The sequence below is a fragment of the Geodermatophilus sp. SYSU D01106 genome, from assembly GCF_054049995.1.
The window spans coordinates 21,914-43,761 of the sequence record NZ_JBJGYM010000007.1; the positions used below are offsets into that span (position 1 = coordinate 21,914).

Here is a 21,848-nt window from a genome sequence, read left to right on the forward strand (position 1 = left end):
CGACGGTCCGCGACCCGCGCGTTCCGCTAGCGTCGCGCCCGACCGGGAGGAGGCCGCCCGTGGACCCGTCCGCGCACCTCGCGGCGCTGCGCCGCACCGACGCCCGCTTCGCCGACGCCGCCGCCGAGGCCGTCCTGGCCGCCGGCTGGCGCGCCCCGGTGCCCGGCTGCCCCGGCTGGACGCTGGCCGACCTGGTCTGGCACCTCGGCGAGGTCCAGCACTTCTGGTCGTGGGTGGTCCGCACCCGCGCGACGTCGCCGGAGGGCTACGTCGAGCCCGCCCGCCGTCCCGACGACGAGCTGCTGGGCTGGTCGGCCGGGCAGTCGGCGGAGCTGGAGACCGTGCTGGCCGCCGCCGACCCGGGCGATTCGGTGTGGACGTGGGCGCCGCAGCGCGACGTCGCCTTCGTCGCCCGCCGGCAGTGCCACGAGGCGGTGGTGCACACCGTCGACGTCGAGCAGGTCCTCGGCGACGTCCGCCCGATCCCCGCCGACGTCGGCCTCGACGGCCTCGACGAGTGGCTGGAGGTCATGGTGCCCGGGGCGCTGCCGTCCGGCCCGCCCGACGGCGCGCACCCGGTGGTATTGCACGCCATCGACGCCGGGGTCGAGCGGACGCTGTTCGCCAGCAGCCGCCCGCACCCGGTGGCCACGCTGCGCGGCACGGCCGGCGACCTGCTGCTCGCCTGCTGGCAGCGGGTGCCGCTGGAGGTGCTCACCGTCGACGGCGACGGGCTCCAGGCGGCGGCGATGCTGGCGGCGGTCGACCTGTCCTAGGGCCAGGTCCGGGCGGAGCGCTCGAACGCCTCGTCGTCCTGCACGGCGACCACGCAGAAGACCAGCCCGGCCGGGTCGGTCATCTGCCACAGGCCCCGGCCCTGCGGGTCGGCGGCCTCGACGTGGCGCAGCCGCCGGGCACCGAGCGCCTCGAGGCGGGTCACCTCGGCCTCGACGTCGTCGCTCTCGACGTCCAGGTGCCAGCGCGGCGGCGTCCCCTCCCCCGTGCGCTGCACCTCCAGCCGGAGGTCCCCGGCGACGGCGCCCAGCGGGATCCAGGCGTCGTCGGCGGGCGACGGTGTCGCCTCGCGGCCGGTGACGCCGGCCCAGAAGTCCGCGCCCGGCCGGTGCAGGTGCGGCGGGAGGTCGAGCAGGAGGATCGCGACGCGGCTGCGGTGGGGCACGGACGGGTCCTGCCCCGGACGGGCGGCGCTACTCCCAGGTGCGGGCGTGCCGCTCGAAGGCCTCGCCGGTCTGCACCCCGACGACGCAGAAGACCAGCCCGGCCGGGTCGGTCATCTGCCAGAACGAGCCCATGTCGGCCGTCCGCGTGGCGCCCAGGGCCTCGAGCCGGGCGACCTCGGCGGGGATGTCGTCGGTCTCGACGTCGACGTGCCAGCGCGGCGGCGTCCCCTCTCCCGTGCGCTGTACCTCGAACGACAGGCCGCCGCCGAGCATCCCGAGGCGGTGCCAGGCGGGGTCGGTCATGTCCGGCTCGACGGGGTTGCCGGTGGCCGCCGACCAGAAGTCGGTGCCGGCGGCGTGCACCTCCGGCGGCAGGTCGAGCAGCAGGACGGCGAGGCGGCTGCGGTGCGGCATGGCACCGAGTGTGTGCGCCGGCGCCGCGTTCCGGGGGCCGTCCTGCGGCGCCGGCGCACGCGCTCGTACCCCGGCGGCCCGCTCCGGCGCCGGTTGCGGGCCACCCGGGTCCAGCGGTCCGCGGTGTGCGCCGGCTCAGCTCAGAACGGCGGCCAGGGCAGGGCCGGCCACTCCCCCGACGGCTCGGGGTGCAGCTGCGTGCGCAGCAGCTCGGCCACCCGCTGCTGCGTGCACCGGACCTCGCGCCGGGTCAGGTGCTCGTGCAGGGCCTCGCCGAGGTCGCCGCGCAGGTCGTCGGCGAGCCGCTCCAGCACCGCCAGCGCCTCCAGGGGCAGCGGCTTGCCGGCCCAGCGCCACAGCAGCGTGCGCAGCTTCGGGTCCGGCGAGAAGCAGATCCCGTGGTCGACGCCGTACACGTGCCCCGACGTCGTCGGGATGATGTGCCCGCCCTTGCGGTCGGCGTTGTTCACCACCGCGTCGAACACCGCCATGCGCCGCAGCCCCGGGTCGTTCGAGCGGACGAACGCGACCAGGTCGACGTCGGGGTCGCCGTCGATCCACAGCTGCACCATGCCGGGGCCGAACGGGCCCTCGCGCAGCACGGTGGGCGGCACGACGTCCCAGCCGGTGGCCTCCGAGACCAGCGCCGCGGACACCTCCCGCCCGGCCAGCGTGCCGTCGGGGAAGTCCCACAGCGGGCGCTCGCCGGCGACCGGCTTGTAGACGCACTCGGCCTCGAGCTCGGGCGTGCGGATGGTGCCGACCAGCGTCACGTTGCTGGCGTCGAGCATCCGGCCCTCGAGGTCGATCTCCCCCTCGAGCAGCAGCGCGCGCGTCTCGGCGTCGGTGGCCGGCGCGCGCAGCTCCCCCGCGGGCTGCTCGCTCATCGCAGCGGGCCGGCGGTCAGCGGCGGTAGCCGTTCTGCCGGGGGCAGACGTGCCCGGTCGGGTCCAGCGGCAGCGAGCACAGCGGGCACGAGGGCCGGCCGGCGGCGACGACGCGGCGGGCGCGGGCGACGAACGAGCGGGCGGCGCCGGGGGTGATCGTCACGCGCAGCGCGTCGGGGCCCTCCTCGGCGTCGGAGAGGATCGCCTCCTCGTCGACCGGCTCGTCGGTGGCGGCCACGGCCTCCACGACGACGGCCTGCGCCTCGCCGTCCCACGCCAGGCCCATGGCCGCGACGCGGAACTCCTCGTCGACGGGCGCGGTGAGCGGCTCGAGGTCGTCGACGTCGGCGGTCGCCGGCACCACGGTGCCCGGGCGCGTGGCGATCTCGTCGAGCAGCTCGTCCATGCGCTCGGCGAGCACCTGCACCTGCGACTTCTCCAGGGCGACGCTCACCACCCGGCCGTCGTCGTCGGAGGCCTGCAGGAAGAACGTGCGGTCCCCCGGCTGGCCCACCGTGCCGGCGACGAACCGGGTCGGACGCTCGAAACGGAAGACCTGGCGCGGCACGCTGCCAGGTTACGCGGCGGTACGGACGGCGGCGCCGCCGTCAGGAGGACGCCGCGCCCGCGCCGCCGCCCACGACGGCGTCGGAGTCCCGCCCCTTCCGCCGCCGGGGCCGCTTCTTCGGCGGGACGAGCGCGGCGACGTCGCCGCCGGTGTCGTTCATCCGCACCACGAAGGGCCGGGTCTCGGTGTAGGTGACCACCGAGATCGACGCCGGGTCGACGACGATGCGCTGGAAGGCGTCCAGGTGCAGGCCGAGCGCGTCGGCCAGGACGGCCTTGATGACGTCGCCGTGCGAGCAGGCCAGCCACACGGCGTCGGGGCCGAGGCGGGCGTTCCACTCGCGGACGGCGGCCACCGCGCGGGCCTGGGTCTGCGCCAGGCCCTCGCCCTCGGGGCCGGGGAACACCGCGGCGGAGGGGTGCTGCTGCACGACCTTCCACAGCGGCTCCTTGACCAGCTCCTTGAGCGGCCGCCCGGTCCAGTCGCCGTAGCGGGCCTCGCCGAGCCGGTCGTCGGTCTGCAGCTCGGCGTCGCGCCCGTCGAGCACCGCGCCGGCGGTCTGCCGGCAGCGCTCGAGCGGGCTGCTGACCACCGCCGCGAGCGGCACGGGCGCGAGCCGCTGGGCGACGGCGGCCGCCTGCGACCGCCCGGTCTCGTCCAGCTCGACGCCGGGGCTCCAGCCGGCGAGGACGCCGCCGGCGTTGGCCGTCGTCCGGCCGTGCCGGAGGAGGATGACGGTGGTCACGGCGCCGAGACTAGGCGGGCCCCGCGGACGACGCCGTCCCCTCAGTTGGCGGCCAGCACCCCGGCACCGACCAGCGCGAGCAGCGCGAGGCCCAGCACCACGCGGTAGACGACGAACGGCGTGAAGGTGCCGCGGTCGAGGTAGCGCAGCAGCCAGGCGATCACCGACAGGCCGACGCCGAAGGCGATGACCGTGGCGAGCAGCGTCGGCCCCCAGGAGATCGTCTCCCCGGCGACGTCGCCGGTCAGCGTCTCGTAGACCTGGAAGAAGCCCGAGCCGAGCACCGCCGGGATGGCCAGCAGGAACGAGTACCGGGCAGCCGCGGCGCGGGTGTAGCCGAGGAACAGGCCCATGGTGATCGTGCCGCCGGAGCGGGAGACGCCGGGCACGAGCGCCATGGCCTGGGCGAGGCCGAACAGCAGCCCGTCGCGGACGGTGAGCTGGCGCAGCTCCCGCTGCTTGCGGCCCACCCGGTCGGCCGCGTAGAGGACGAGGGAGAAGGCGACCAGCATGATCGCGACGATCCGCAGGTCGCGGAACGTCGTCTCGATGTCGTCCTGGAACAGCAGGCCGAGGACGACGATCGGGATGCTGCCGACGATGATCAGCCAGCCCATGCGGGCGTCGGGGTCGCTGCGCAGCGACCGGTCGAACAGCGCCTTGACCCAGGCGACGACGATCCGCGCGATGTCCCTGCGGAAGTAGAGGAGCACCGCGGCCTCGGTGCCGATCTGCGTGATCGCGGTGAACGCCGCGCCCGGGTCACCCCAGCCGGCGGCCTCGCCGACGACGCGCAGGTGCGCGCTGGAGGAGATCGGCAGGAACTCCGTGAGCCCCTGCACCAGCCCCAGGACGATCGCCTCGAACCACCCCACGGCCGCTAGCCCCGGGATCCGGAGGGACGGCGGGCGGCGGAGCGAAGCGGCGGCACGGGAGGACAGCCTAGGTCCGGCCCCCTCCGGGCCCGGGCTGCGACCCGCGAGCGCTCCGCCACACGCCCGCGACACCCCGTGCGCCCCCGGCCGCTGTCGGTGTCCGGCGGTAGGTTGGCCGGTCGTGGAACAACGGGCGCTGGGGCGCAGCGGCCTGGTCGTCTCCCGGCTGGCGCTGGGCACCATGACCTGGGGCCGGGACACCGACGAGGACGAGGCCGCGATGCAGCTCACCGCCTTCGTCGACGCCGGCGGCACCCTGGTCGACACGGCCGACGTCTACTGCGACGGCGACAGCGAGCGCCTGCTGGGCCGGCTGCTGTCCGACGTCGTGCCGCGGTCGGAGGTGCTGCTGGCCACCAAGGCCGTCGGCCGCACCGGCCCGGGCCCGCTCGGCCGCGGCGCCTCCCGCGGGCACCTGCTGGCAGCCCTCGACGGGTCGCTGCGCCGCCTCGGCGTCGACCACGTCGACCTGTGGCAGCTGCACGCCTGGGACGACGTGACGCCGCTGGAGGAGACGCTCGCCGCCTGCGACGCCGCCGTCGCCTCGGGGCGGGTCCGCTACGTCGGGATCAGCAACTACACCGGCTGGCAGACCGCGCAGGCCGCCACCTGGCAGCGCGCCTGGCCCGGCCGCACGCCGCTGGTGAGCACGCAGGTCGAGTACTCGCTGCTGCAGCGCGGCGTGGAGCGGGAGGTCGTACCGGCCGCCGAGGCGCTGGGTCTGGGCGTTCTGCCGTGGTCGCCGCTGGGCCGCGGGCTGCTCACCGGCAAGTACCGCACGGCGACGCCGGAGGGCTCCCGTGGCGCCTCCCCGCAGTGGGCCGGCTTCATCGACGACCTGCGCTCGGCCACCGCCGACCGCATCGTGGAGGCCGTGGTCACCGCCGCCGACGGCCTGGGCACCACCCCGCTGGCGGTGGCGCTGGCGTGGGTGCGCGACCGGCCGGGCGTCGTCGCCCCCGTGGTGGGCGCGCGCACCGCCGCCCAGCTGCAGGAGTCCCTCGACGCCGACGCCGTCCGGCTGCCCGCCGCCATCCGCACCGCGCTCGAGGACGTCTCGGCGCCGCACTTCTCCTACCCCGACCAGCGAGCCGCCCGGTGACCTCCTCCGCGACCAACGCCGCCCCCACCGCCCCCGCCTGGCCCGACCCCGTCTTCGGCGCGTTCTGCACCGCCGGCCTGTGGCCGGGCCTCGGCAAGCGCGCGGTGGCCGAGCTGCCCGGCGCCGGCATCACCTCCCCCGACGACGTCACCGCGGCGAAGCTGCTGAAGATGCCGCGGGTCGGCAAGCAGCGCGCCGAGCGGCTGTTCTCCTCGTTCCTGTCCGCGCAGCCCACCTACTCCGTCGTGGAGCTGCTGGTGACGGCGGGCCTGGACGCCAAGCTCGCGTCCTCGGCCGCCGACGCGCTGGGCGACGACGCGGCCCGCCGGCTGCGCGACGACCCGTGGGCGCTGCTCGGCCTGCACGGCGTCAAGCTGCACGACGCCGACCGGCTGGCGATCTCGCTGCTGCCCGGCGCCGACCGGCAGGACTCCCGCCGCGGCCGCGCGATCGTCGTCATGACCCTGCGGACGGCCTCGCGCGACGGGCACACCGTGCTGCCGGCCGACCTCGTCGTCGCGTCGCTGCGGGCCGAGGGCGTGGCCGACCCGGCGGCGGCGATCGTCGCGGCGGTGGAGAGCGGCGACGTGCTCGACCACGAGCCGCCGGAGCCCGAGTGGGACGAGGACTCCGACGAGGAGCCGCCGGAGCCCGACCCCGCGCTGCGGATGCTGTCGCTGGGCCGCTTCGGGATGGCCGAGGAGGCCGTGGCCGAGGGCGTGGCGCGGCTGGCGGCCACCGCCGAACGGATCGCCGACCCGGCCGCCGTCCGCTCGGTGAGCAAGGGCCTCGACGAGGCGCAGAAACAGGCCGTGGCGCAGGTGCTCGGCGCCGGCGTCTCGCTGCTCACCGGCGGCCCGGGCACCGGCAAGAGCCGCACCGTGGCCGCCGTCGTGAAGCTGCTGCGGGCCAAGGGCACCGAGGTCGCGCTGGCCGCCCCCACCGGGCGCGCGGCCAAGCGGCTCGAGGAGCTCACCGACCACCCGGCGGTGACGGTGCACCGGCTGCTGGGGGCGCAGGGCTTCGGCGGCGGTTTCGCCCGCAACGAGGAGTGGCCGCTCGACGCCGACGTCGTGGTGGTCGACGAGGCCTCGATGCTCGACGTCGAGCTCACCGCCGCGCTGCTGGAGGCCTGCCCCGACGGCACGCACCTGCTGCTGGTCGGCGACCCCGCGCAGCTCCCCTCGATCGGGCCGGGCCACGTGCTCGGCGACCTCATCGACTCCGGCGTCGTCCCGGTCACCGAGCTGACGACGCTGTACCGGCAGGCCGAGGGCGGCGCGATCGCCCGGCTGGCCTCGGCGGTGCGCACCGGCGAGCTGCCGCCGGTCGACTCCCCCGACCGCGAGGTCGTCGTCGTGCCCGCGTCGGGCAGCGGCGAGGCGGCGCGGCGGGTGGTGCAGCTGGTCACCGACTCGATCCCCCGCGCGCTGGGCATCGACCCGCGCAACGTGCAGGTGGTGACGCCGGTGCACCGCGGGCCGGCCGGCACGATCGAGCTGAACAAGGCGCTCAAGGAGCGGCTCAACCCCGGCGACGGCACGGTGCTCGGCTTCGACGTCGGCGACCGCGTGGTGGCCACCGCCAACCACCTCGACCTCGAGCCGATCGGGTTCGCCAACGGCGAGGTCGGCGTGGTCACCGGCACCGGCGAGGGCTCGCTGACCGTCGACTTCTCCTCCGGCCCGGTCACCGTCACCGGCGACGCGCTGCCCGACCTCAAGCACGGCTGGGCGATCACTGTGCACCGGGCGCAGGGGTCGGAGTGGCCGGGCGTCGTCGTGGTGCTGCCGCCGGAGGCCGGCGGGATGCTGTCGCGGCCGCTGGTCTACACCGCGCTCACCCGCGCGCAGTCGCACCTGTCGATCGTGCACGCCTCCGGCGCGGCGCTGGCCCGGGCGGTGCGGGAGGTCGACGTCCGCCCGCGCCGCACCCGCCTGGCCCCGCTGCTCCAGGAGAACCTCGGCGCCTGAGGGGCCTTTGTAGCGCTTTTGGCCCCTCAGTCGCGGCGGACCAGGCTCGCGCGCAGCGCGCAGAGCAGCTGCGCGGTGGCCGGCTGCACCTGCCCGGCGCAGGTGAGCGGGCGCGGGAAGGGCACCCGGACGTCGCGGTGCCCGGACGCGCCCTCGATGCGCAGCCGGTAGCCGAAGCGGTCCAGACCCAGCGGCCGCACCCGCTCCCCCGCCGCGACCGGCACGCCGCAGCGGGCGACGGCGCTGCCGAGCAGGGCCAGCACCTCCGGGTGGTCGACGTCGAGGTGGCGCAGCATCCGGTCCTCGACGGCGGCCACCGGGTCGGGGCGCGCCGCGGCGTAGTCGGCGGGCGAGATCTCGGCGCACCCGCCGCCCTCGCGCAGCACCACCTCGGCGAGGTCGAGCCGCAGCAGGGTGGCCGCGCCGCCGACGTCGAGCAGCGCCTCCTCGGGGCGCACGTCGGCGAAGGCGACGGCGGCCGCGCGCCGGTCGGCCTCGGGGACGGGGGTCAGCCAGCCCGAGAGCCACAGGGTCGCGCGCACCGGGTCGCGCAGCGGCACCGGCGCGCGGTCGCTGACCATGAGCAGCGCGCTGACGTCGCGGTCGGGGGCGGCCTCGAGCGCCGCGGCGACCTCGCCGTCGCCCGGCACGAGGACGAGCACCTGCCCGGCGGCGGTGGTGGCGTGCGCGATCGGGCGGCTCGGGTCGCGGCCGGCTACGCACACGGCGGCCGCGGCGCGGGTGGCCACCGTGCGGGCGCGCTCGGGAGCGGCGGCGACGGACGGCGCCTGCGGACCGTGCGTGGTGGTCATGGCTCCCCCTCGGGTCGAGTTAGGGCAGCCTAACCACATCCGCACCCGCGTGGACAGTCGTCACCCGCGGGAGTTCGCCGCCACCGCCCGCCGGAGGTTGCGCCGCACGAGCAGCGGGAGCAGCGCCACGTTGCCCACCGCGCCGGCGGCCAGCAGCAGGAGCAGGAACGACACGGGCCCGGCGTCGAGCACCAGCGCGAGGACGACGCCGGCCAGCACGCACAGCCCGGCCAGCGCCAGGACGACGGCGGCGGCGCGGTCGCGGCCGGCGTGGCGGGCGTGCTGCTCGTCGACGGCGGCCAGGGTGCTGCCGGCCCAGTCGGCGGCGGCCGGCCGCAGCGGCGCCGGCGCGGGCCGGCCGCGGGTCACCGCCTGCTGCACCGCGTCGGCGTCGGCCGGGGCGAGCCGGTGGCGGGCCACCACCTCGGCGCGCAGGTCGCGGCCGGCCGGCCCGCGCAGGTCGGCCCAGAACCGGCGCCCGGCCAGTGACCAGGCCAGCAGCGGCAGGGCGAGCGCGACGAGCAGGAGCAGCACGAGGGCGAGGGGCACCCGACGATCATGACGGGTGCCCGGCGCCGCCCGGCCCGGTCAGCCGGCGAGCAGCGGGCGCAGGTGCGCGTGCGCCCAGCCGGCGAGGGTGCCGGGCGTGGTGGTGAGCGCGGTGCGCGGCTGCTCGGGGACGAACCCGCCGGACAGGCCCTGCGACATCCCGACGACGGCGTCGGCCTGCCGGGGCGTCAGCCCGGCGCCGAGCAGCATCCCGCGCAGGTCGTCGGCGGAGACGTGCTCGGCGCGGACCTCCCGGCCGACCGCCGCGCCGACGACCGCCGCCACCTCGGCCCAGGTGAGGTCGGCCGGGCCGTGCACGGCCTGCACCTGCCGTCCGGTCCAGCCGCCGGCGAGCAGGCGGGCGGCGGCGACCTCGGCGACGTCGCGCGGGTCGACCCAGGGCATCGGCCGGTCGAGCGGGAACGGCGTCGTCAGCACCCCTCCGTCGCGCAGCGCGTCGACGTCCATGAGCAGGTTGGTGGTGAAGTAGCCACAGCGCAGGTGCAGGACGGGCGCGCCGGTGGCGTCCAGCGCCTCCTCGACGCGGGCGAGGCCGTCGATGTCGCCCGCCCCACCACGCAGCTCGGCGCCGACGCTGCTCTGGAAGACCGTGCGCCCGATCCCGTGCTCGCGGACCGCGCGGGCGGCCTCCTCCCCCAGCGCGGCGGCCGCGGCCACCGGGTCGTCGGCGCCGGTGGGCGGCACGACGAGGTACAGCGCGGTGGCGCCCTCGGTGCCGCGCAGCAGGGCGCCGGGCTCGGCGAGGTCGGTGGGGACGGCGTCGACCAGCGGCCGCAGGCCCTCAGGCAGGCGGGCGGGGTCGCGCAGCAGCACGCGCGGGCGGACGCCGGCCTGCACGAGCAGCCGGGTCACGTGCGCGCCGACGTTCCCGGTGGGCGTGGTCACCACGATCGTCATGACCGGGGTCTACCGGGCGGCACCGACAGGTCGGCGCGGCGGGGAAGGGACGCCGTCAGACGCGGTCGTCGTCGTCGTAGGGGACGTCGGCCTCCTGCTCGAGCACGTCGGCCTCGTTGGCGTCGAGGTCGCCCACCGAGCGGGGGCTGCCCACCTGGCCGGGCGCGGTGGCCAGCTGCTGCTCGAGCGCGTCGGCCTCGTTCGCGTCGACGTCGCCCACCGGTCCGGCGTCGCCCGCGCCCGCGGGGCCCGCCGGCTCGAGGAGGGCCTCCTGCTCGGCGCGGTCGGCGTCGCTGGCGCTGCCGGGGTCGGTCACGGGTCCTCCTCGGTTCCGGGTGGGTCGCCGCCCATCCTGCCGCGCGCCACCCGGAGCGGCAGCCCCGACGGCGAGCGGGTGACCGGCAGGTGTCGGCGTGGCAACATCGGTCGGGTGAGCGCGGTCGCCGACTGGGAGTACGCGCCGCTGCGGATCCCGCCGGGCACGTCCCGTTCCGCAGCGGCGACCATGCTGAGCCTCCAGGCCGACGTCGGCGGGTGGGAGCTCGCGCGCCTGCAGCTGCACGCCGACGGCACCCGCCAGGCCGTGCTGCGGCGCCGCGCGCGGCTGTCCTACCTGCCGATGCCGGTCACCTGAGCCCTCAGGGCACCAGCACCACCTTGCCGACCGTGCCGCGGGAGGCGATGGCGGCCAGCGCCCGCGGCGCCTCCTCCAGCGGCAGCACCTGCCCGACCAGCGGGTCGACGGCGCCCTCGCCGACGAGCCGCACCAGCTCGTCGTGGGCGCGGGCGACGACCGCCGGGGCCTTGCGCCGGTACAGCGCCCAGTGCAGGCCGACGACGCTGTAGTTCTTGACCAGCGCGTGGTTGGCCGGCGCCTCGGGGATGCGGCCGCTGGTGAACCCGACGACGAGCAGCCGCCCCTCGAAGGCGATGCAGCGCCGCGACCGGTCGAACACGTCGCCGCCCACCGGGTCGTAGACGACGTCGGCACCCGCGCCGCCGGTGAGCTCCTTGACGACCGCGACGAAGTCCTCGGCGGTGTAGTCGACCACGTGGTCGGCGCCCAGCTCGCGGCACACCTCGGCCTTGTGCGCGCCGCCCGCGGTGGCGATGACCGTGGCCCCGGCGGCCTTGCCGAGCTGGATCGCCGCGGACCCGACGCCGCCCGCGCCGGCGTGCACGAGGAGCACCTCCCCCGGCTGCAGGTGCGCGCGGTGGTGCAGGCCGACGTGCCCCGTCTGGTAGGTGATCCACATCGCCGCGGCCTTCTCGTCCGACAGCGCGTCGGGCACCGGCAGGGCGTCGCGGGCGTCCATGAGCGCGTACTCCGCGAAGGCGCCCGGGCCGCCGGCCGGCGGTCCGATCACCCGCCGTCCGTCGTCGGTCTCCCCGCACAGCTCCATGCCCGCCGTGTACGGCAGCGGCGGGCGCTCCTGGTACCTCCCCTGCGCCATGAGGACGTCGGGGAAGTTCACGGCGGCGGCGCGGACGCGGACCAGCAGCTGCCCCTCGCCCGGCACCGGCCGCTCGACGTCCTCGAACCGCAGGACGTCGGCGGGCTCGCCGAGCTCGTGCACCCGCCAGGCGCGCATGCGCCCGGTCACCGCATCGACGGCGGCCGGAGGGCCTCCGGGACGACGGCGGTCTCGCCGGTCGGCGTCTTCGCGCTGGGCACGCCCTTGAACCTGTAGGGCACCGTGCCGACGCCGGGCTGGATGACGTAGGCGGCGCCGGGCTCGCCGTCGGTCCAGGCCATGACCATCGCGTCGGCGACCTCGGCGGCGGGGATCACGGGGAAGCTCGCGGCCTCGAACTCGTGGCGGATGCGGTCGATGATCGCGGTGTCGGCGAAGCCGGGGCAGATCGCGGTGATGGTGATGCCGTCGCGGGTCAGCCGCGGCGCCATCGACCGGACGAAGGCGATCGCCCCGCCCTTGGCGACGCTGTAGCCGGGGTCGGTGGCCATGGGCGAGAGGCCCGCGAGCGAGGCGGTCACCACGATGGCGCCTCCGCCGGCGCGTGCGATCGCCGGGCGGGCGGCCTGCACCCCGTAGACGACGCCGAACAGGTCGATCTCCACCACGCGCATGAACTCGTCGAGGTCGAGGGCGTCGTCGCTCTTGGCCGCAGAGATGCCGGCGTTGAGGTAGGCGGCGTCGAGCCGGCCGTGCTCGGCCTCCACCTGCGCGACGACGGCCTCGTTGGCCGCCCGGTCGGCGACGTCGAGGGCGACGAAGGACGCGCCCAGCTCCTGCGCCACCGCCCGGTTGCGCTCGGTGTCGAGGTCGGCGGCGACGACGGTGACGCCGCGGTCGCGCAGCTTGGTGGTGAGGGCGCGGCCGAAGCCGCCGGTGCCCCCGGTGATCAGCGCGACGGAACCCGGGCCGGGAGGTGTGGGAGAGGTCACCCCGGCATCACACCACGTCCGCCGGGACGGCCAGCGCGAGGTCGACGGCGGCGGTGACGTGCAGCCGGGCCGAGGGCAGCAGCGGCACCGGGGAGTCGTCGGGGCCGAGCAGCAGCTCGAGCTCGGTGCAGCTCAGCGCCACCGCCTGCGCGCCGCGGTCGGCGAGTCGCGCCACCACCGCGCGCAGCTCCGCGCGGGTGCCGTCGGACAGCACGCCGCGGCACAGCTCGCCGAAGATCGCGGCGTCGACCCGCTCGACGTCGTCGTCCGGCGGGGTGAGCACGGTGAGCCCGCGCGCGGCCAGCCGGTCGCGGTAGAAGGGCTCGCGCACGGTGCCGGCGGCGCCGAGCAGGCCGACCACCGGCCCGGGGGCGGCGGCGGCCACCGCGTCGGCGATGTGCAGGAACGGCACGGTGAGCGCGGCCTCCAGCGCCGGGGCCACCTTGTGCATGTAGTTCGTGCAGAGCAGCACCAGGTCGGCGCCGGCCGCCTCCAGCGCCCGCGCCTCGGCGGCCAGCAGCGCCGCGGCGTCGTCCCACCGGTCCTCCACCTGGCAGGCGCGCACGGCGCGGAAGTCGAGGCTGCGCACCAGCAGCGAGGCGCTGGCCAGGCCGCCGAGCCGGTCGCGGACCAGCTCGTTGGCCACCCGGTAGTACAGCGCCGTCGACTCCCAGCTCATCCCGCCGAGCAGTCCGATCGTCCTCATGCGCCCAGGCTGGCGGCCGGCGACCTCCCCCACCAGACCGCGGGATCGACCACCGGACCCAAGCACTGCTTGGATGTCGCCCGTGGACTCCCACCGCCTGCTCGTCTTCCGCGAGGTCGCGCACGCCGGCTCGCTGTCCGGCGCCGCCCGGGCACTGGGCTGGACCCAGCCGGCGGTGAGCCAGCAGGTGAGGCGGCTGGAGGCCGAGACCGGCACGCCGCTCGTGGTGCGCGAGGGCCGCGGCGTGGCGCTCACCGAGGCCGGCCGGCGGCTGCTGCGGCACGCCGAGGCGATCGCCGACCGGCTGGCGGCCGCCGAGCAGGACATGGCCGCGCTCACCGGGCTGGCCGGCGGGACGGTGCGGATCGCCGCCTTCCCGACGGCGGCCGCGGTGCTCGTGCCGCCGGCGCTGGCCGCGCTGCGCGAACGGGCGCCCGCCCTGGAGGTGCACTTCGCCGAGCTCGAACCGCCGGAGGCCGAGGCCGCGGTGCGCGAGGGCGCCGCCGACCTCGCCGTCGTCTTCCGGCACGAGGACGACGGCGACGACGTCCCCGGCGACCTGCTGCGCGAGCCGCTCACCCGCCACCCGGTGCAGGCCGTCGTCCCGGCCGGGTCACCGGTGCCGGCGTCGCTGGCCGACCTGCGGGAGGAGCCGTGGATCGCCGGCTGCGCGCGCTGCCGCCGGCACCTGCTGCGGTGCGCGCGGCGGGCCGGGTTCGCCCCCGACGTGCGCTTCGCCACCGACGACCACGTGGTGGTGCAGCGGCTGGTGGCCTGCGGGCTCGGGGTGGCGCTGCTGCCGAGCTGGGCGCTGGCGGTCAGCGCGCAGCCGGGCGTGGCCGCCGTCGACCTGCCCGACGTCGACGGGCGGGTGGTGGAGACCCTGGTGCGGCCCGACGCCCGGCGGGTGCCCGCCGTGGCCGCGGCGCTGGAGGCGCTGCGGGCGGCCTGCTGAGGGTCAGGCGCCGCGCAGGAACCGGTCGAGCACCCGCACGCCGAACCGCAGCGACTCCACCGGCACCCGCTCGTCGATGCCGTGGAAGAGCGACGCGAAGTCGAGGTCGGCGGGCAGCCGCAGCGGGGAGAAGCCGAAGCAGCGCATGCCGAGGCGCTCGAAGCTCTTGGCGTCGGTGCCGCCGCTCATGGTGAACGGGACGGGGCGGGCGCCGTCGTCCTCGGCCTTGAGGGCCTCGACCATGAGGTCGACGAGCGGGCCGTCGAACGTCGTCTCCACGGCCTGGTCGTGGACGATCCACTCCCGCTGGATGCCCTCGCCGATCAGGGAGGCGAGCTGGCGCTCGAACTCCTCCTCCTGCCCGTGCAGGAAGCGGCCGTCGACGGTGGCGCTGGCGGTGCCGGGGATGACGTTGGTCTTGTAGCCGGCGTCGAGCATCGTGGGGTTGGCGGTGTTACGCAGCGCCGCGCCGATCATCCGGCTGATGCTGCCGAGGCGGGCGAGCGCCTCCTCGGGCTGGTCGGGGTCGATCTCGATGCCGTAGGCGTCCTCGACGGCGGCGAGGAACTGGCGCATCGGCGGCGTCAGCACGGTGGGCAGCCGGGTGGAGCCCAGCCGGGCGACCGCCTGGCAGAGCCGGGTGACGGCGTTGTCGTCGTGGACGAACGAGCCGTGCCCGGGCTTCCCGCCGGCGGTCAGCCGCATCCAGGCCAGGCCCTTCTCGGCGGTCTGCACGAGGTAGAGGCGCAGGTCGTCGCGGACGGTGATGGAGAACCCGCCGACCTCGCTGATCGCCTCGGTGCAGTCGGCGAACAGGTCGGGGTGCTCGTCGACCAGCCAGCGGGCGCCGAGCTTGCCGCCGGCCTCCTCGTCGGCGACGAAGGCGAGCACGATGTCGCGCGGCGGCTGCACGCCGGTGCGGGCCCAGTCGCGCACCAGCGCCAGGACCATCGCGTCCATGTCCTTCATGTCGACCGCGCCGCGACCCCAGACGTAGCCGTCGCGCTCCTCGCCGGAGAACGGGTGCACGCTCCACTCGGCCGGGTCGGCGGGGACGACGTCGAGGTGGCCGTGGACCAGCAGCGGCGGGCGGCTGCCGTCGCTGCCCGGGATGCGGGCGACGAGGCTGGCCCTCCCCCGCTCGGACTCCAGGATCTGCGAGCCGATCCCGACCTCGTCGAGCTTGCCTGCGACCCACTCCGCGGCCGCGCGCTCGCCGGCGCTGGTCGAGGTGTCGCCGGTGTTGGTGGTGTCGATCCGGATCAGCTCGCCGAGCAGCTCGGCGACCTCGGACTGCGCCTGCTCGGGTCCTCGCTCCACCCGCGCGAGCCTACGGGCCCGGCTCAGCCGGCGAGCAGGTCGAACAGGGCGTTGCCGCCGAGTACGCCCGCGGCCGCGCAGACGGCGTAGCCGGCCCACCACCACGCCCGGCGGGTCACCGGCCGGCCCCCTCGCCCAGGGTGGCGGCCTTCGCCGCGCGGAACTCGGCGTCGGTGAGCGCGCCGGAGGCGTGCAGGGCGGCGAGGCGCTCGAGCCGTCCGGTGAGGTCTCGGGGGTCGTCGCCGCCGGGCAGGTCGGGCGCGCTGCTCCCCCGGGACGGGCGGTGGTCCCGCAGGTGCGGGAACGTCGTGACGACGGGCGGCGGCCCGGCCTGTGCGCGGCGGGTGCGCCGGGACCCGCGCCAGGCGCTCGGCAGGAGGAGCAGCGGCGCGGCGCCCATAAGCACGAAGACGACGCCGCAGATCAGGTAGCCGAGGCTGATGTCGCCGGCGCCCGCGGGCGGGTCGACGCCGTCGCGGAGGAACTGCCAGCCGAGGGTGAGGAACAGCGCCGGCCAGCCGAGCAGGACCGGGTTCGGCGCCTGCGCGCGCAGGGCGCCCCACCAGGTGCCGCCGAGGAACAGCGGCACGAGGACGAACAGCAGGCCGATCGTGGCGCCCGTGCCGTCGGGGCAGGGCTGGGCGGAGACGTACGGGCCGCCGTCGGCGCACGACCCGCCGACGGCGGTGACCGACCGCATGAGGCGCCAGAGCAGGGTGACCGCCGCGGCCCCGGCGGCGACGCCGACCCCGAGGACGACGGCCCCGGTGACGCGGCGCGCGGACCAGGTGGGCGGGGCGTCCGGCGGGGGCACGGCGGGCAGGCTAGGGGCGCGGGCGTCCCCACGGGAGGGGGTCGGGCCCCCGACACGGCGGGGTGCCCCTGCGGGACGGCGAGAGCGGTCGGGTAGTCTCTGTCTCGCACTCGTCCGGGTGGCGGAATGGCAGACGCGCTAGCTTGAGGTGCTAGTGCCCTTTATCGGGCGTGGGGGTTCAAGTCCCCCCTCGGACACAGCATCGCCCCGGTGTTCCTGCAGGTCAGGAGCCCGGGGCGCTTCCATGTCCGAGGGCGGGAAGGCCCCGTGACACCGGCTTGACGCTCCGCGGTCCGGTCAGCCGTCGAGGGGCGCGACGGAGCGGTCGGCGGTTCCTCGCACCATGCCGGGGTGCACGTGCGGGTGGACCGTGAGCGTGATGGTGACGTCGGTGTGCCCGACACGCTCGGAGACGCCCTGACCGGCAGGGCGACCGCCACGCGCGTGACCTCTCGCTCGGCGTCGCGTCCCGGAACAGGTCGACGGCCACCGGCCGGCTGGCCCCGTCGTCACCGGCCGGGTCAGGCCGGAGGCCGTCTCACCGGACCGCCGAGCGGCCCGACGACGGAGGGACCTCCGCCACCGGTAGCCGAGGGGCGAGGAAGCGGGCGGTCCGGCTCCCCGGCGCGGCAGCCACCCGTTCCGGCGTGCCGGCGGCCACGATCCTGCCGCCCTGGTCACCGGCACCGGGCCCGAGGTCGATGACCCAGTCGGCGTCGGCGACGACGTCCATGTCGTGTTCCACCACCACCACGGTGTTGCCCGCGTCGACGAGCTGGTGGAGCTGGCGCACCAGCAGCTCCACGTCAGCGGGGTGCAGCCCGGTGGTCGGCTCGTCGAGGACGTACAGCGTGTGCCCCCGCCGGGCCCGTTGCAGCTCGCTGGCCAGCTTCACCCGCTGCGCCTCGCCGCCGGACAGCTCCGTCGCCGGCTGTCCGAGGCGCAGGTAGCCCAGACCGACCTCCTGCAGCACGCGCAGGCTCCTGGCCACCGGCGCGAGGTCGGCGAGGAACTCCGTGGCCGCGTCGACGGTCAGGTCGAGCACCTCGGCGATGTTCTTGCCGCGGTGCGTGACCTCCAGCGTCTCGGGGTCGTACCGCGCACCGTGGCAGGTCGGGCAGGGCGAGTACGTCCCGGGGAGGAAGAGCAGCTCCACGGTCACGAAGCCCTCGCCCTGGCACGTGGGGCAGCGCCCCTCGGCCACGTTGAAGGAGAACCGCCCGGCGCCGTAGCCGCGCCTGCGGGCCTCCTCGGTGGCCGCGAAGAGCTTGCGCACCGCGTCGAAGAGCCCGGTGTAGGTGGCCAGGTTGGACCGGGGGGTCCGGCCGATGGCCCTCTGGTCGACGCGCACCAGACGGTCGACGGCCGCGGGCCCCTCGACCTGCACCGTCACCCCCGCGGTGTCCTGGACGAGCTCGTCCGCATCGGCGGTCGGGTCGTTCCCGGCGTCGTCGGCGCCGTCCCCGGCCGTCGCGGGGAAGCCGAGCCGCCGGGAGACGACGTCGGCCAGCACCTGGCTGACCAGCGTCGACTTGCCCGAGCCGGAGACGCCGGTGACCGCGGTGAGGACCCCGAGCGGGAACCCCGCCTCGACGTCGCGCAGGTTGTGCCGGTCGATGCCACCCAGCCGCAGGTGCCCCGTGGGCTGCCGTCGCGGCCGCCCGACCGGCGGCTCCCGGTCGACGAGGAAGCGCCGGGTCACCGAGGTCTCGACGTGGGACAGGCCGGCGACGGGCCCGCTGTACAGGACGCGGCCGCCCTGCTCCCCTGCCAGCGGCCCGACGTCGACGATCCAGTCGGCGCGGCGGGCCAGCGCCATGTCGTGCTCGATGACGAACAGCGAGTTGCCGGCCGCGACCAGCTGGTCCAGGACCTCCAGCAGCGGTTCGGCGTCGGCCGGGTGCAGCCCCGCGGACGGCTCGTCCAGGACGTACACCACGCCGAACAGCCCCGACCGCAGCTGGGTCGCGATCCGCAGCCGTTGCAGCTCGCCCGGTGACAGGGTCGGGGTCGTGCGGTCCAGGCTGAGGTAGCCGAGGCCCAACGTGGTGAGGACCTCGATCCGGCCGAGGAGGTCCGCCGTGATCCGCGCCGCGACGTCGGTCGCCTGCGGTGCCCGGCGGAGCGTCTCGACGAGCGCGGTCAGCGGCAGGGCGGCCAGTTCGGCGATGTTGCGGCCACCGACGGTGACGGCCAGGGACTCGGGCCGCAGCCGGCTGCCCGAGCAGACCGGGCAGGTCGACGTCTGCACGAACCGCAGGACCCGCTGCCGGATGGTCGCGCTCTTGGTGGTGGCCAGGGTGTGCAGCACGTAGGCCCGTGCGCCGGTGTACCGGCCCTGGTAGTCGCGCTGGATCTGACCCACCCCGCGGACGGGGCGCACGGTGACCTCCGGCTGCTCGTCGGTGAACAGGATCCAGTCGCGCTCGGCTCGCGGCAGGTCCCGCCACGGCCGGTCGATGTCGTGGCCGAGCTCGACCAGGATGTCGCGCAGGTTCTTGCCGTGCCAGGCCCCCGGCCAGGCGGCGATCGCGCCGTCCCGGATGCTGAGCGATGCATCGGGGACCAGGCTGTCCTCGGTCACCAGGTGCACCCTGCCCAGACCGGAGCACTCGGGGCAGGCGCCCGCGGCGGTGTTGGGCGAGAAGGCGTCGGAGTCCAGCCGGCCGGTCGACCCCGGCGGGTGGGTGCCGGCGCGCGAGAACAGCATCCGCAGCGAGTTGGACAGCGTCGTCACGGTGCCGACGGTCGACCGGCTGCCGGGAGTGCCCCGGCTCTGCTGCAGCGCCACCGCCGGCGGCAGTCCGGTGATCTCGTCGACCGCGGGTGCGCCGACCTGGTGGATGAGCCGCCGGGCGTACGGGGCCACGGACTCGAGGTACCGGCGCTGCGCCTCCGCGTAGATCGTGCCGAAGGCCAACGAGGACTTCCCGGATCCGGAGACGCCGGTGAAGACGACCAGGGCGTCCCGCGGCACGGAGACGTCGACGTCGCGCAGGTTGTGCTCGCGGGCGCCGCGCACCCGCACGAACGGGTCCGTCGGCGAGGACGCGCGGCCCGGTTCGTCGATCACGGCTCCAGCCTGACCTGCGCCCGGGCGGGAGGGGCACGCGGGGCACCCAACCCGGCCGGGCCGGCCGGCGTCAGCGGGCGGGGTCGACGACGGTCATCCCGGCGACCGGCGCGCGGTCGAACACCGGCAGCAGCGCGGCCGCCTCCTCGAGGCCGATCGTGCGCTCGACCAGCCGCTGCGGCTGCAGCACCCCGCGCTCGACGAGCGCCAGCATCTCCGGGTAGTCGGCCGCGGCCATCCCGTGGCTGCCGAGCAGGTCCAGCTCCCAGGCGATCGCCCGCGCCATCGGCACCCGCGGGTGCCCGTCGACCGGCGGCAGCAACCCGACCTGCACGTGCCGCCCCCGCCGGCGCAGGCTGAGGATCGCGTCGGCGCAGGTCTGCTCGCTGCCCACCGCGTCGACGGCGACGGAGCTCCCGCCGCCGGTCAGGTCCGCGACGGCCGCCGGGACGTCTCGCCCGTCGGAGAGCACCGTGTGCTCGGCGCCCAGGGCGGCGGCCACGGCGAGGGCCCCGGGGTTGCGGTCCACCGCCACCACGCGCGCCCCCAGCGAGCGGGCCACCATGACCGCGCTCAGCCCCACCCCGCCGGCGCCCACCACGGTGACCCACTCCCCCTCGCGGACCCGCGCGCGGCCGACCAGGGCGCGGTAGGCGGTGGCGAACCGGCACCCGAGCGCGGCCGCGGCGGTGTCGTCGACGGCCTCCGGGATGCGCACCAGGTTCGCGTCGGCCGCGTGCAGGGCCACGTACTCGGCGAAGGAGCCCCAGTGCGTGAAGCCCGGCTGCTGCTGGTCCGGGCAGACCTGGGCCTCCCCGGCGAGACACCACGCGCAGCGCCCGCAGCCGCAGACGAACGGGACGGTCACCCGGTCGCCGGCGCGCCAGCGGGTGACGCCCGTCCCGACCTCGGCCACGACGCCGGCGAGCTCGTGGCCCGGCACGTGCGGGAACACCACGTCGTCGTCGTGCCCCGCCCAGGCGTGCCAGTCGCTGCGGCACACGCCGGTGGCCGTCACCCGCAGCACCACGCCGCCGGGCGGGGCCGCGGGTCCGGGCACCTCCCGGACGAGAGGCCGGGCCCGGACCGAGTCGATCACCACCGCGCGCACCGCCCCAGGCTGCCAGCCGCGCGGGGCCCCGCCGACGAGGGACCGGCGCGGGAGGCCCGCCTACCGTGCGGGCATGTCCTCCGCCGTCCGCACCGCCGTCCGCCTCCTGCTCGGGACGGCGATGGTCGGCGCGGGAGTGCTCCACCTGACGACCCTGCGACAGGAGTTCCAGGCGCAGGTGCCCGGCTGGTTCCCCGTCGACCCGGACCTGACGGTCGTGGCCTCCGGCGTCGCCGAGATCGCCCTGGGGGCGGCCTTCGTCGCGCTCCCCCGCAGGCGGCGGCTCGTCGGAGCACTGCTGGCCGCGTTCTTCGTCGTGGTCTTCCCGGGCAACGTCGCCCAGTACGTCGAGGGCACCGACGCCTTCGGCCTCGACACCGACCGGGCGCGGCTCGTGCGCCTCTTCTTCCAGCCCCTGCTGGTGCTCCTCGCCCTGTTCGGCGGTGGCTGGCTGGAGCGGAGACGAGGACGCCGCACCCGCCCGCCGCGGCCGGCCGACGACCTCCGTCGTTGACACTCGTGTCACCCGCGCCCTAGACAGGCCGGGTGGACGACGACGTCTCGCGCCGGGTGGCGCTCGAGGTGGCCGACGGCGTGGCGACCGTCCGGCTGGACCGGCCGGACAAGCTCAACGCCCTGGACCCGGCGATGTTCGAGGCGCTGGTCGCCGCCGGCACCTCGCTCGTCGACCGCGACGACGTCGGCGCGGTCGTGCTCACCGGCGCCGGCCGGGCGTTCTGCGCCGGCCTGGACCTCGCCTCCTTCGCCGCGATGGCCGACGGCACCCGCGTCGTCGTCCCCCGCGGACCGCTCGGCGCCGCCCGGGCGCTGGGCCAGCAGGCCGTGCACGTCTGGTCGCTGGTGCCCGCCCCGGTGATCGCCGCCGTGCACGGGTTCGCCTTCGGCGGCGGCCTGCAGGTCGCGCTCGGCGCCGACATCCGCCTCGTCGCCCCCGACGCGCAGCTGTCGGTCATGGAGGTGCAGTGGGGCCTGGTGCCCGACATGTGCGGGACCCAGCTGCTGCCCGAGCTGGTCGGCCGCGACGTCGCCAAGGAGCTGGCGCTCACCGGGCGCCGGGTGAGCGGCAGCGAGGCGGCGCGGCTGGGCCTGGCCACCCGGGAGGCGGCCGACCCGCTCGCCGAGGCGCAGGCCCTCGCCGCGGAGATCGCCGGGCACAGCCGCAGCGCCACCCGGGCCACCAAGCGGCTGCTCGACCTCGCGGGCCGGGTGCCGCTGGCCGAGGGGCTGCAGGCCGAGCAGGACGAGATCGGCGCGCTGATCGGCTCGCCCGAGCAGGTGGCGGTCGTCCGGCGGCGGCTCGCGTGAGCGCGCTGTTCGACCTGACCGGCCGCCGGGCGCTGGTCACCGGGGGCGGGTC

24 protein-coding genes and 1 tRNA gene are annotated in these 21,848 nt (G+C 76.6%); 8 read left to right on the forward strand and 17 right to left on the reverse strand.

Going from position 1 to position 21,848, the window contains the following annotated elements; all coding sequences use genetic code 11:
• Positions 1 to 59: 59 nt before the first annotated feature.
• Positions 60 to 776 (forward strand): maleylpyruvate isomerase family mycothiol-dependent enzyme, encoded by a 717-nt coding sequence (locus ACI78R_RS09470; RefSeq protein ID WP_457040517.1) that lies wholly within the window; start codon positions 60 to 62, stop codon positions 774 to 776.
• On the opposite strand, the gene ACI78R_RS09475 is transcribed toward ACI78R_RS09470, so the two are convergent.
• The 6 genes from ACI78R_RS09475 to ACI78R_RS09500 form a co-directional block, all read right to left on the reverse strand.
• A complete protein-coding gene (locus ACI78R_RS09475; protein ID WP_457040518.1) occupies positions 773 to 1,180 on the reverse strand; it encodes a VOC family protein in 408 nt (135 codons plus the stop codon). The genes ACI78R_RS09470 and ACI78R_RS09475 overlap by 4 nt on opposite strands.
• A 28-nt stretch (positions 1,181 to 1,208) precedes the next feature.
• Positions 1,209 to 1,595: a VOC family protein gene (locus ACI78R_RS09480; RefSeq protein ID WP_073419885.1), complete on the reverse strand. Its 387-nt coding sequence runs from the start codon at positions 1,593 to 1,595 to the stop codon at positions 1,209 to 1,211.
• 140 nt (positions 1,596 to 1,735) lie between these two features.
• The gene (locus tag ACI78R_RS09485; protein WP_073419886.1) at positions 1,736 to 2,482 is read right to left on the reverse strand and encodes an SCO1664 family protein; all 747 of its coding nucleotides are present in this window, start codon (positions 2,480 to 2,482) and stop codon (positions 1,736 to 1,738) included.
• Between the two features lie 16 nt (positions 2,483 to 2,498).
• Entirely contained in the window at positions 2,499 to 3,050 is a 552-nt protein-coding gene (locus ACI78R_RS09490) for a DUF3090 family protein (protein WP_336026665.1), read from the reverse strand.
• 40 nt (positions 3,051 to 3,090) lie between these two features.
• Positions 3,091 to 3,795 (reverse strand): histidine phosphatase family protein, encoded by a 705-nt coding sequence (locus tag ACI78R_RS09495; RefSeq protein WP_073419888.1) that lies wholly within the window; start codon positions 3,793 to 3,795, stop codon positions 3,091 to 3,093.
• Positions 3,796 to 3,836: 41 nt separating this feature from the next.
• On the reverse strand, positions 3,837 to 4,670 hold the full coding sequence (locus tag ACI78R_RS09500) for an undecaprenyl-diphosphate phosphatase (protein ID WP_073419889.1): 834 nt from the start codon (positions 4,668 to 4,670) through the stop codon (positions 3,837 to 3,839).
• 181 nt (positions 4,671 to 4,851) lie between these two features.
• Between ACI78R_RS09500 and ACI78R_RS09505 the strand changes: the two genes are divergently transcribed.
• The gene (locus ACI78R_RS09505; RefSeq protein ID WP_457040519.1) at positions 4,852 to 5,832 is read left to right on the forward strand and encodes an aldo/keto reductase; all 981 of its coding nucleotides are present in this window, start codon (positions 4,852 to 4,854) and stop codon (positions 5,830 to 5,832) included.
• Positions 5,829 to 7,805: an AAA family ATPase gene (locus tag ACI78R_RS09510; RefSeq protein WP_457040520.1), complete on the forward strand. Its 1,977-nt coding sequence runs from the start codon at positions 5,829 to 5,831 to the stop codon at positions 7,803 to 7,805. Before ACI78R_RS09505 ends, ACI78R_RS09510 begins: the two co-directional genes overlap by 4 nt.
• Before the next feature lie 26 nt (positions 7,806 to 7,831).
• On the opposite strand, the gene ACI78R_RS09515 is transcribed toward ACI78R_RS09510, so the two are convergent.
• Genes ACI78R_RS09515 through ACI78R_RS09530 form a run of 4 tightly spaced genes read right to left on the reverse strand, consistent with a single transcriptional unit; the run spans position 7,832 to position 10,400 of the window.
• Complete coding sequence (locus ACI78R_RS09515; protein WP_457040521.1) at positions 7,832 to 8,617, reverse strand: DUF2470 domain-containing protein; 786 nt, start codon at positions 8,615 to 8,617, stop codon at positions 7,832 to 7,834.
• 60 nt (positions 8,618 to 8,677) lie between these two features.
• Positions 8,678 to 9,166, reverse strand: coding sequence for a hypothetical protein (locus ACI78R_RS09520; protein WP_457040522.1), 489 nt, complete (start codon positions 9,164 to 9,166; stop codon positions 8,678 to 8,680).
• Positions 9,167 to 9,205: 39 nt separating this feature from the next.
• On the reverse strand, positions 9,206 to 10,084 hold the full coding sequence (locus ACI78R_RS09525; protein WP_457040523.1) for an NmrA family NAD(P)-binding protein: 879 nt from the start codon (positions 10,082 to 10,084) through the stop codon (positions 9,206 to 9,208).
• Positions 10,085 to 10,139: 55 nt separating this feature from the next.
• Positions 10,140 to 10,400 carry a hypothetical protein gene (locus tag ACI78R_RS09530; protein ID WP_457040524.1) on the reverse strand — a complete coding sequence of 87 codons (261 nt, stop codon included), beginning with the start codon at positions 10,398 to 10,400 and terminating at the stop codon, positions 10,140 to 10,142.
• A gap of 114 nt (positions 10,401 to 10,514) precedes the next feature.
• Here ACI78R_RS09530 and ACI78R_RS09535 point away from each other — a divergent pair, with 114 nt between their 5' ends.
• Complete coding sequence (locus tag ACI78R_RS09535; RefSeq protein ID WP_073419896.1) at positions 10,515 to 10,718, forward strand: DUF5703 family protein; 204 nt, start codon at positions 10,515 to 10,517, stop codon at positions 10,716 to 10,718.
• A 4-nt stretch (positions 10,719 to 10,722) separates the two neighbouring features.
• Here the strand turns inward: ACI78R_RS09535 and ACI78R_RS09540 are convergent, their stop codons facing one another.
• From ACI78R_RS09540 to ACI78R_RS09550, 3 genes are read right to left on the reverse strand one after another with little or no spacing between them, the layout of a single operon-like run.
• Positions 10,723 to 11,688: an NADPH:quinone oxidoreductase family protein gene (locus tag ACI78R_RS09540; RefSeq protein ID WP_457040525.1), complete on the reverse strand. Its 966-nt coding sequence runs from the start codon at positions 11,686 to 11,688 to the stop codon at positions 10,723 to 10,725.
• Positions 11,685 to 12,491 carry an SDR family oxidoreductase gene (locus ACI78R_RS09545; protein WP_073419897.1) on the reverse strand — a complete coding sequence of 269 codons (807 nt, stop codon included), beginning with the start codon at positions 12,489 to 12,491 and terminating at the stop codon, positions 11,685 to 11,687. Before ACI78R_RS09545 ends, ACI78R_RS09540 begins: the two co-directional genes overlap by 4 nt.
• 7 nt (positions 12,492 to 12,498) lie before the next feature.
• On the reverse strand, positions 12,499 to 13,197 hold the full coding sequence (locus ACI78R_RS09550) for an aspartate/glutamate racemase family protein (protein WP_457040526.1): 699 nt from the start codon (positions 13,195 to 13,197) through the stop codon (positions 12,499 to 12,501).
• Between the two features lie 82 nt (positions 13,198 to 13,279).
• Here ACI78R_RS09550 and ACI78R_RS09555 point away from each other — a divergent pair, with 82 nt between their 5' ends.
• The gene (locus tag ACI78R_RS09555) at positions 13,280 to 14,152 is read left to right on the forward strand and encodes a LysR family transcriptional regulator (RefSeq protein WP_457040527.1); all 873 of its coding nucleotides are present in this window, start codon (positions 13,280 to 13,282) and stop codon (positions 14,150 to 14,152) included.
• 3 nt (positions 14,153 to 14,155) lie between these two features.
• Here ACI78R_RS09555 and ACI78R_RS09560 read toward each other — a convergent pair whose 3' ends face one another.
• Both ACI78R_RS09560 and ACI78R_RS09565 read right to left on the reverse strand, forming a co-directional pair.
• Complete coding sequence (locus ACI78R_RS09560) at positions 14,156 to 15,472, reverse strand: M20/M25/M40 family metallo-hydrolase (protein WP_457040528.1); 1,317 nt, start codon at positions 15,470 to 15,472, stop codon at positions 14,156 to 14,158.
• 115 nt (positions 15,473 to 15,587) lie between these two features.
• Positions 15,588 to 16,286, reverse strand: a complete 699-nt coding sequence (locus tag ACI78R_RS09565) for an SHOCT domain-containing protein (RefSeq protein WP_457040529.1) — start codon at positions 16,284 to 16,286, stop codon at positions 15,588 to 15,590.
• Between the two features lie 112 nt (positions 16,287 to 16,398).
• Here ACI78R_RS09565 and ACI78R_RS09570 point away from each other — a divergent pair.
• Positions 16,399 to 16,483, forward strand: a tRNA-Leu gene (locus ACI78R_RS09570).
• Between the two features lie 341 nt (positions 16,484 to 16,824).
• Here ACI78R_RS09570 and ACI78R_RS09575 read toward each other — a convergent pair.
• Together ACI78R_RS09575 and ACI78R_RS09580 are read right to left on the reverse strand one after the other, a co-directional pair.
• Positions 16,825 to 19,359, reverse strand: a complete 2,535-nt coding sequence (locus ACI78R_RS09575; RefSeq protein ID WP_457040530.1) for a hypothetical protein — start codon at positions 19,357 to 19,359, stop codon at positions 16,825 to 16,827.
• A gap of 70 nt (positions 19,360 to 19,429) precedes the next feature.
• Positions 19,430 to 20,419 (reverse strand): alcohol dehydrogenase catalytic domain-containing protein, encoded by a 990-nt coding sequence (locus ACI78R_RS09580; RefSeq protein ID WP_457040531.1) that lies wholly within the window; start codon positions 20,417 to 20,419, stop codon positions 19,430 to 19,432.
• 124 nt (positions 20,420 to 20,543) lie between these two features.
• Here ACI78R_RS09580 and ACI78R_RS09585 point away from each other — a divergent pair, with 124 nt between their 5' ends.
• Together ACI78R_RS09585 and ACI78R_RS09590 are read left to right on the forward strand one after the other, a co-directional pair.
• Positions 20,544 to 20,984: a DoxX family protein gene (locus ACI78R_RS09585; protein ID WP_457040532.1), complete on the forward strand. Its 441-nt coding sequence runs from the start codon at positions 20,544 to 20,546 to the stop codon at positions 20,982 to 20,984.
• A gap of 32 nt (positions 20,985 to 21,016) precedes the next feature.
• Positions 21,017 to 21,796, forward strand: a complete 780-nt coding sequence (locus ACI78R_RS09590; protein WP_457040533.1) for a crotonase/enoyl-CoA hydratase family protein — start codon at positions 21,017 to 21,019, stop codon at positions 21,794 to 21,796.
• The last annotated feature ends 52 nt before the right edge of the window (positions 21,797 to 21,848 follow it).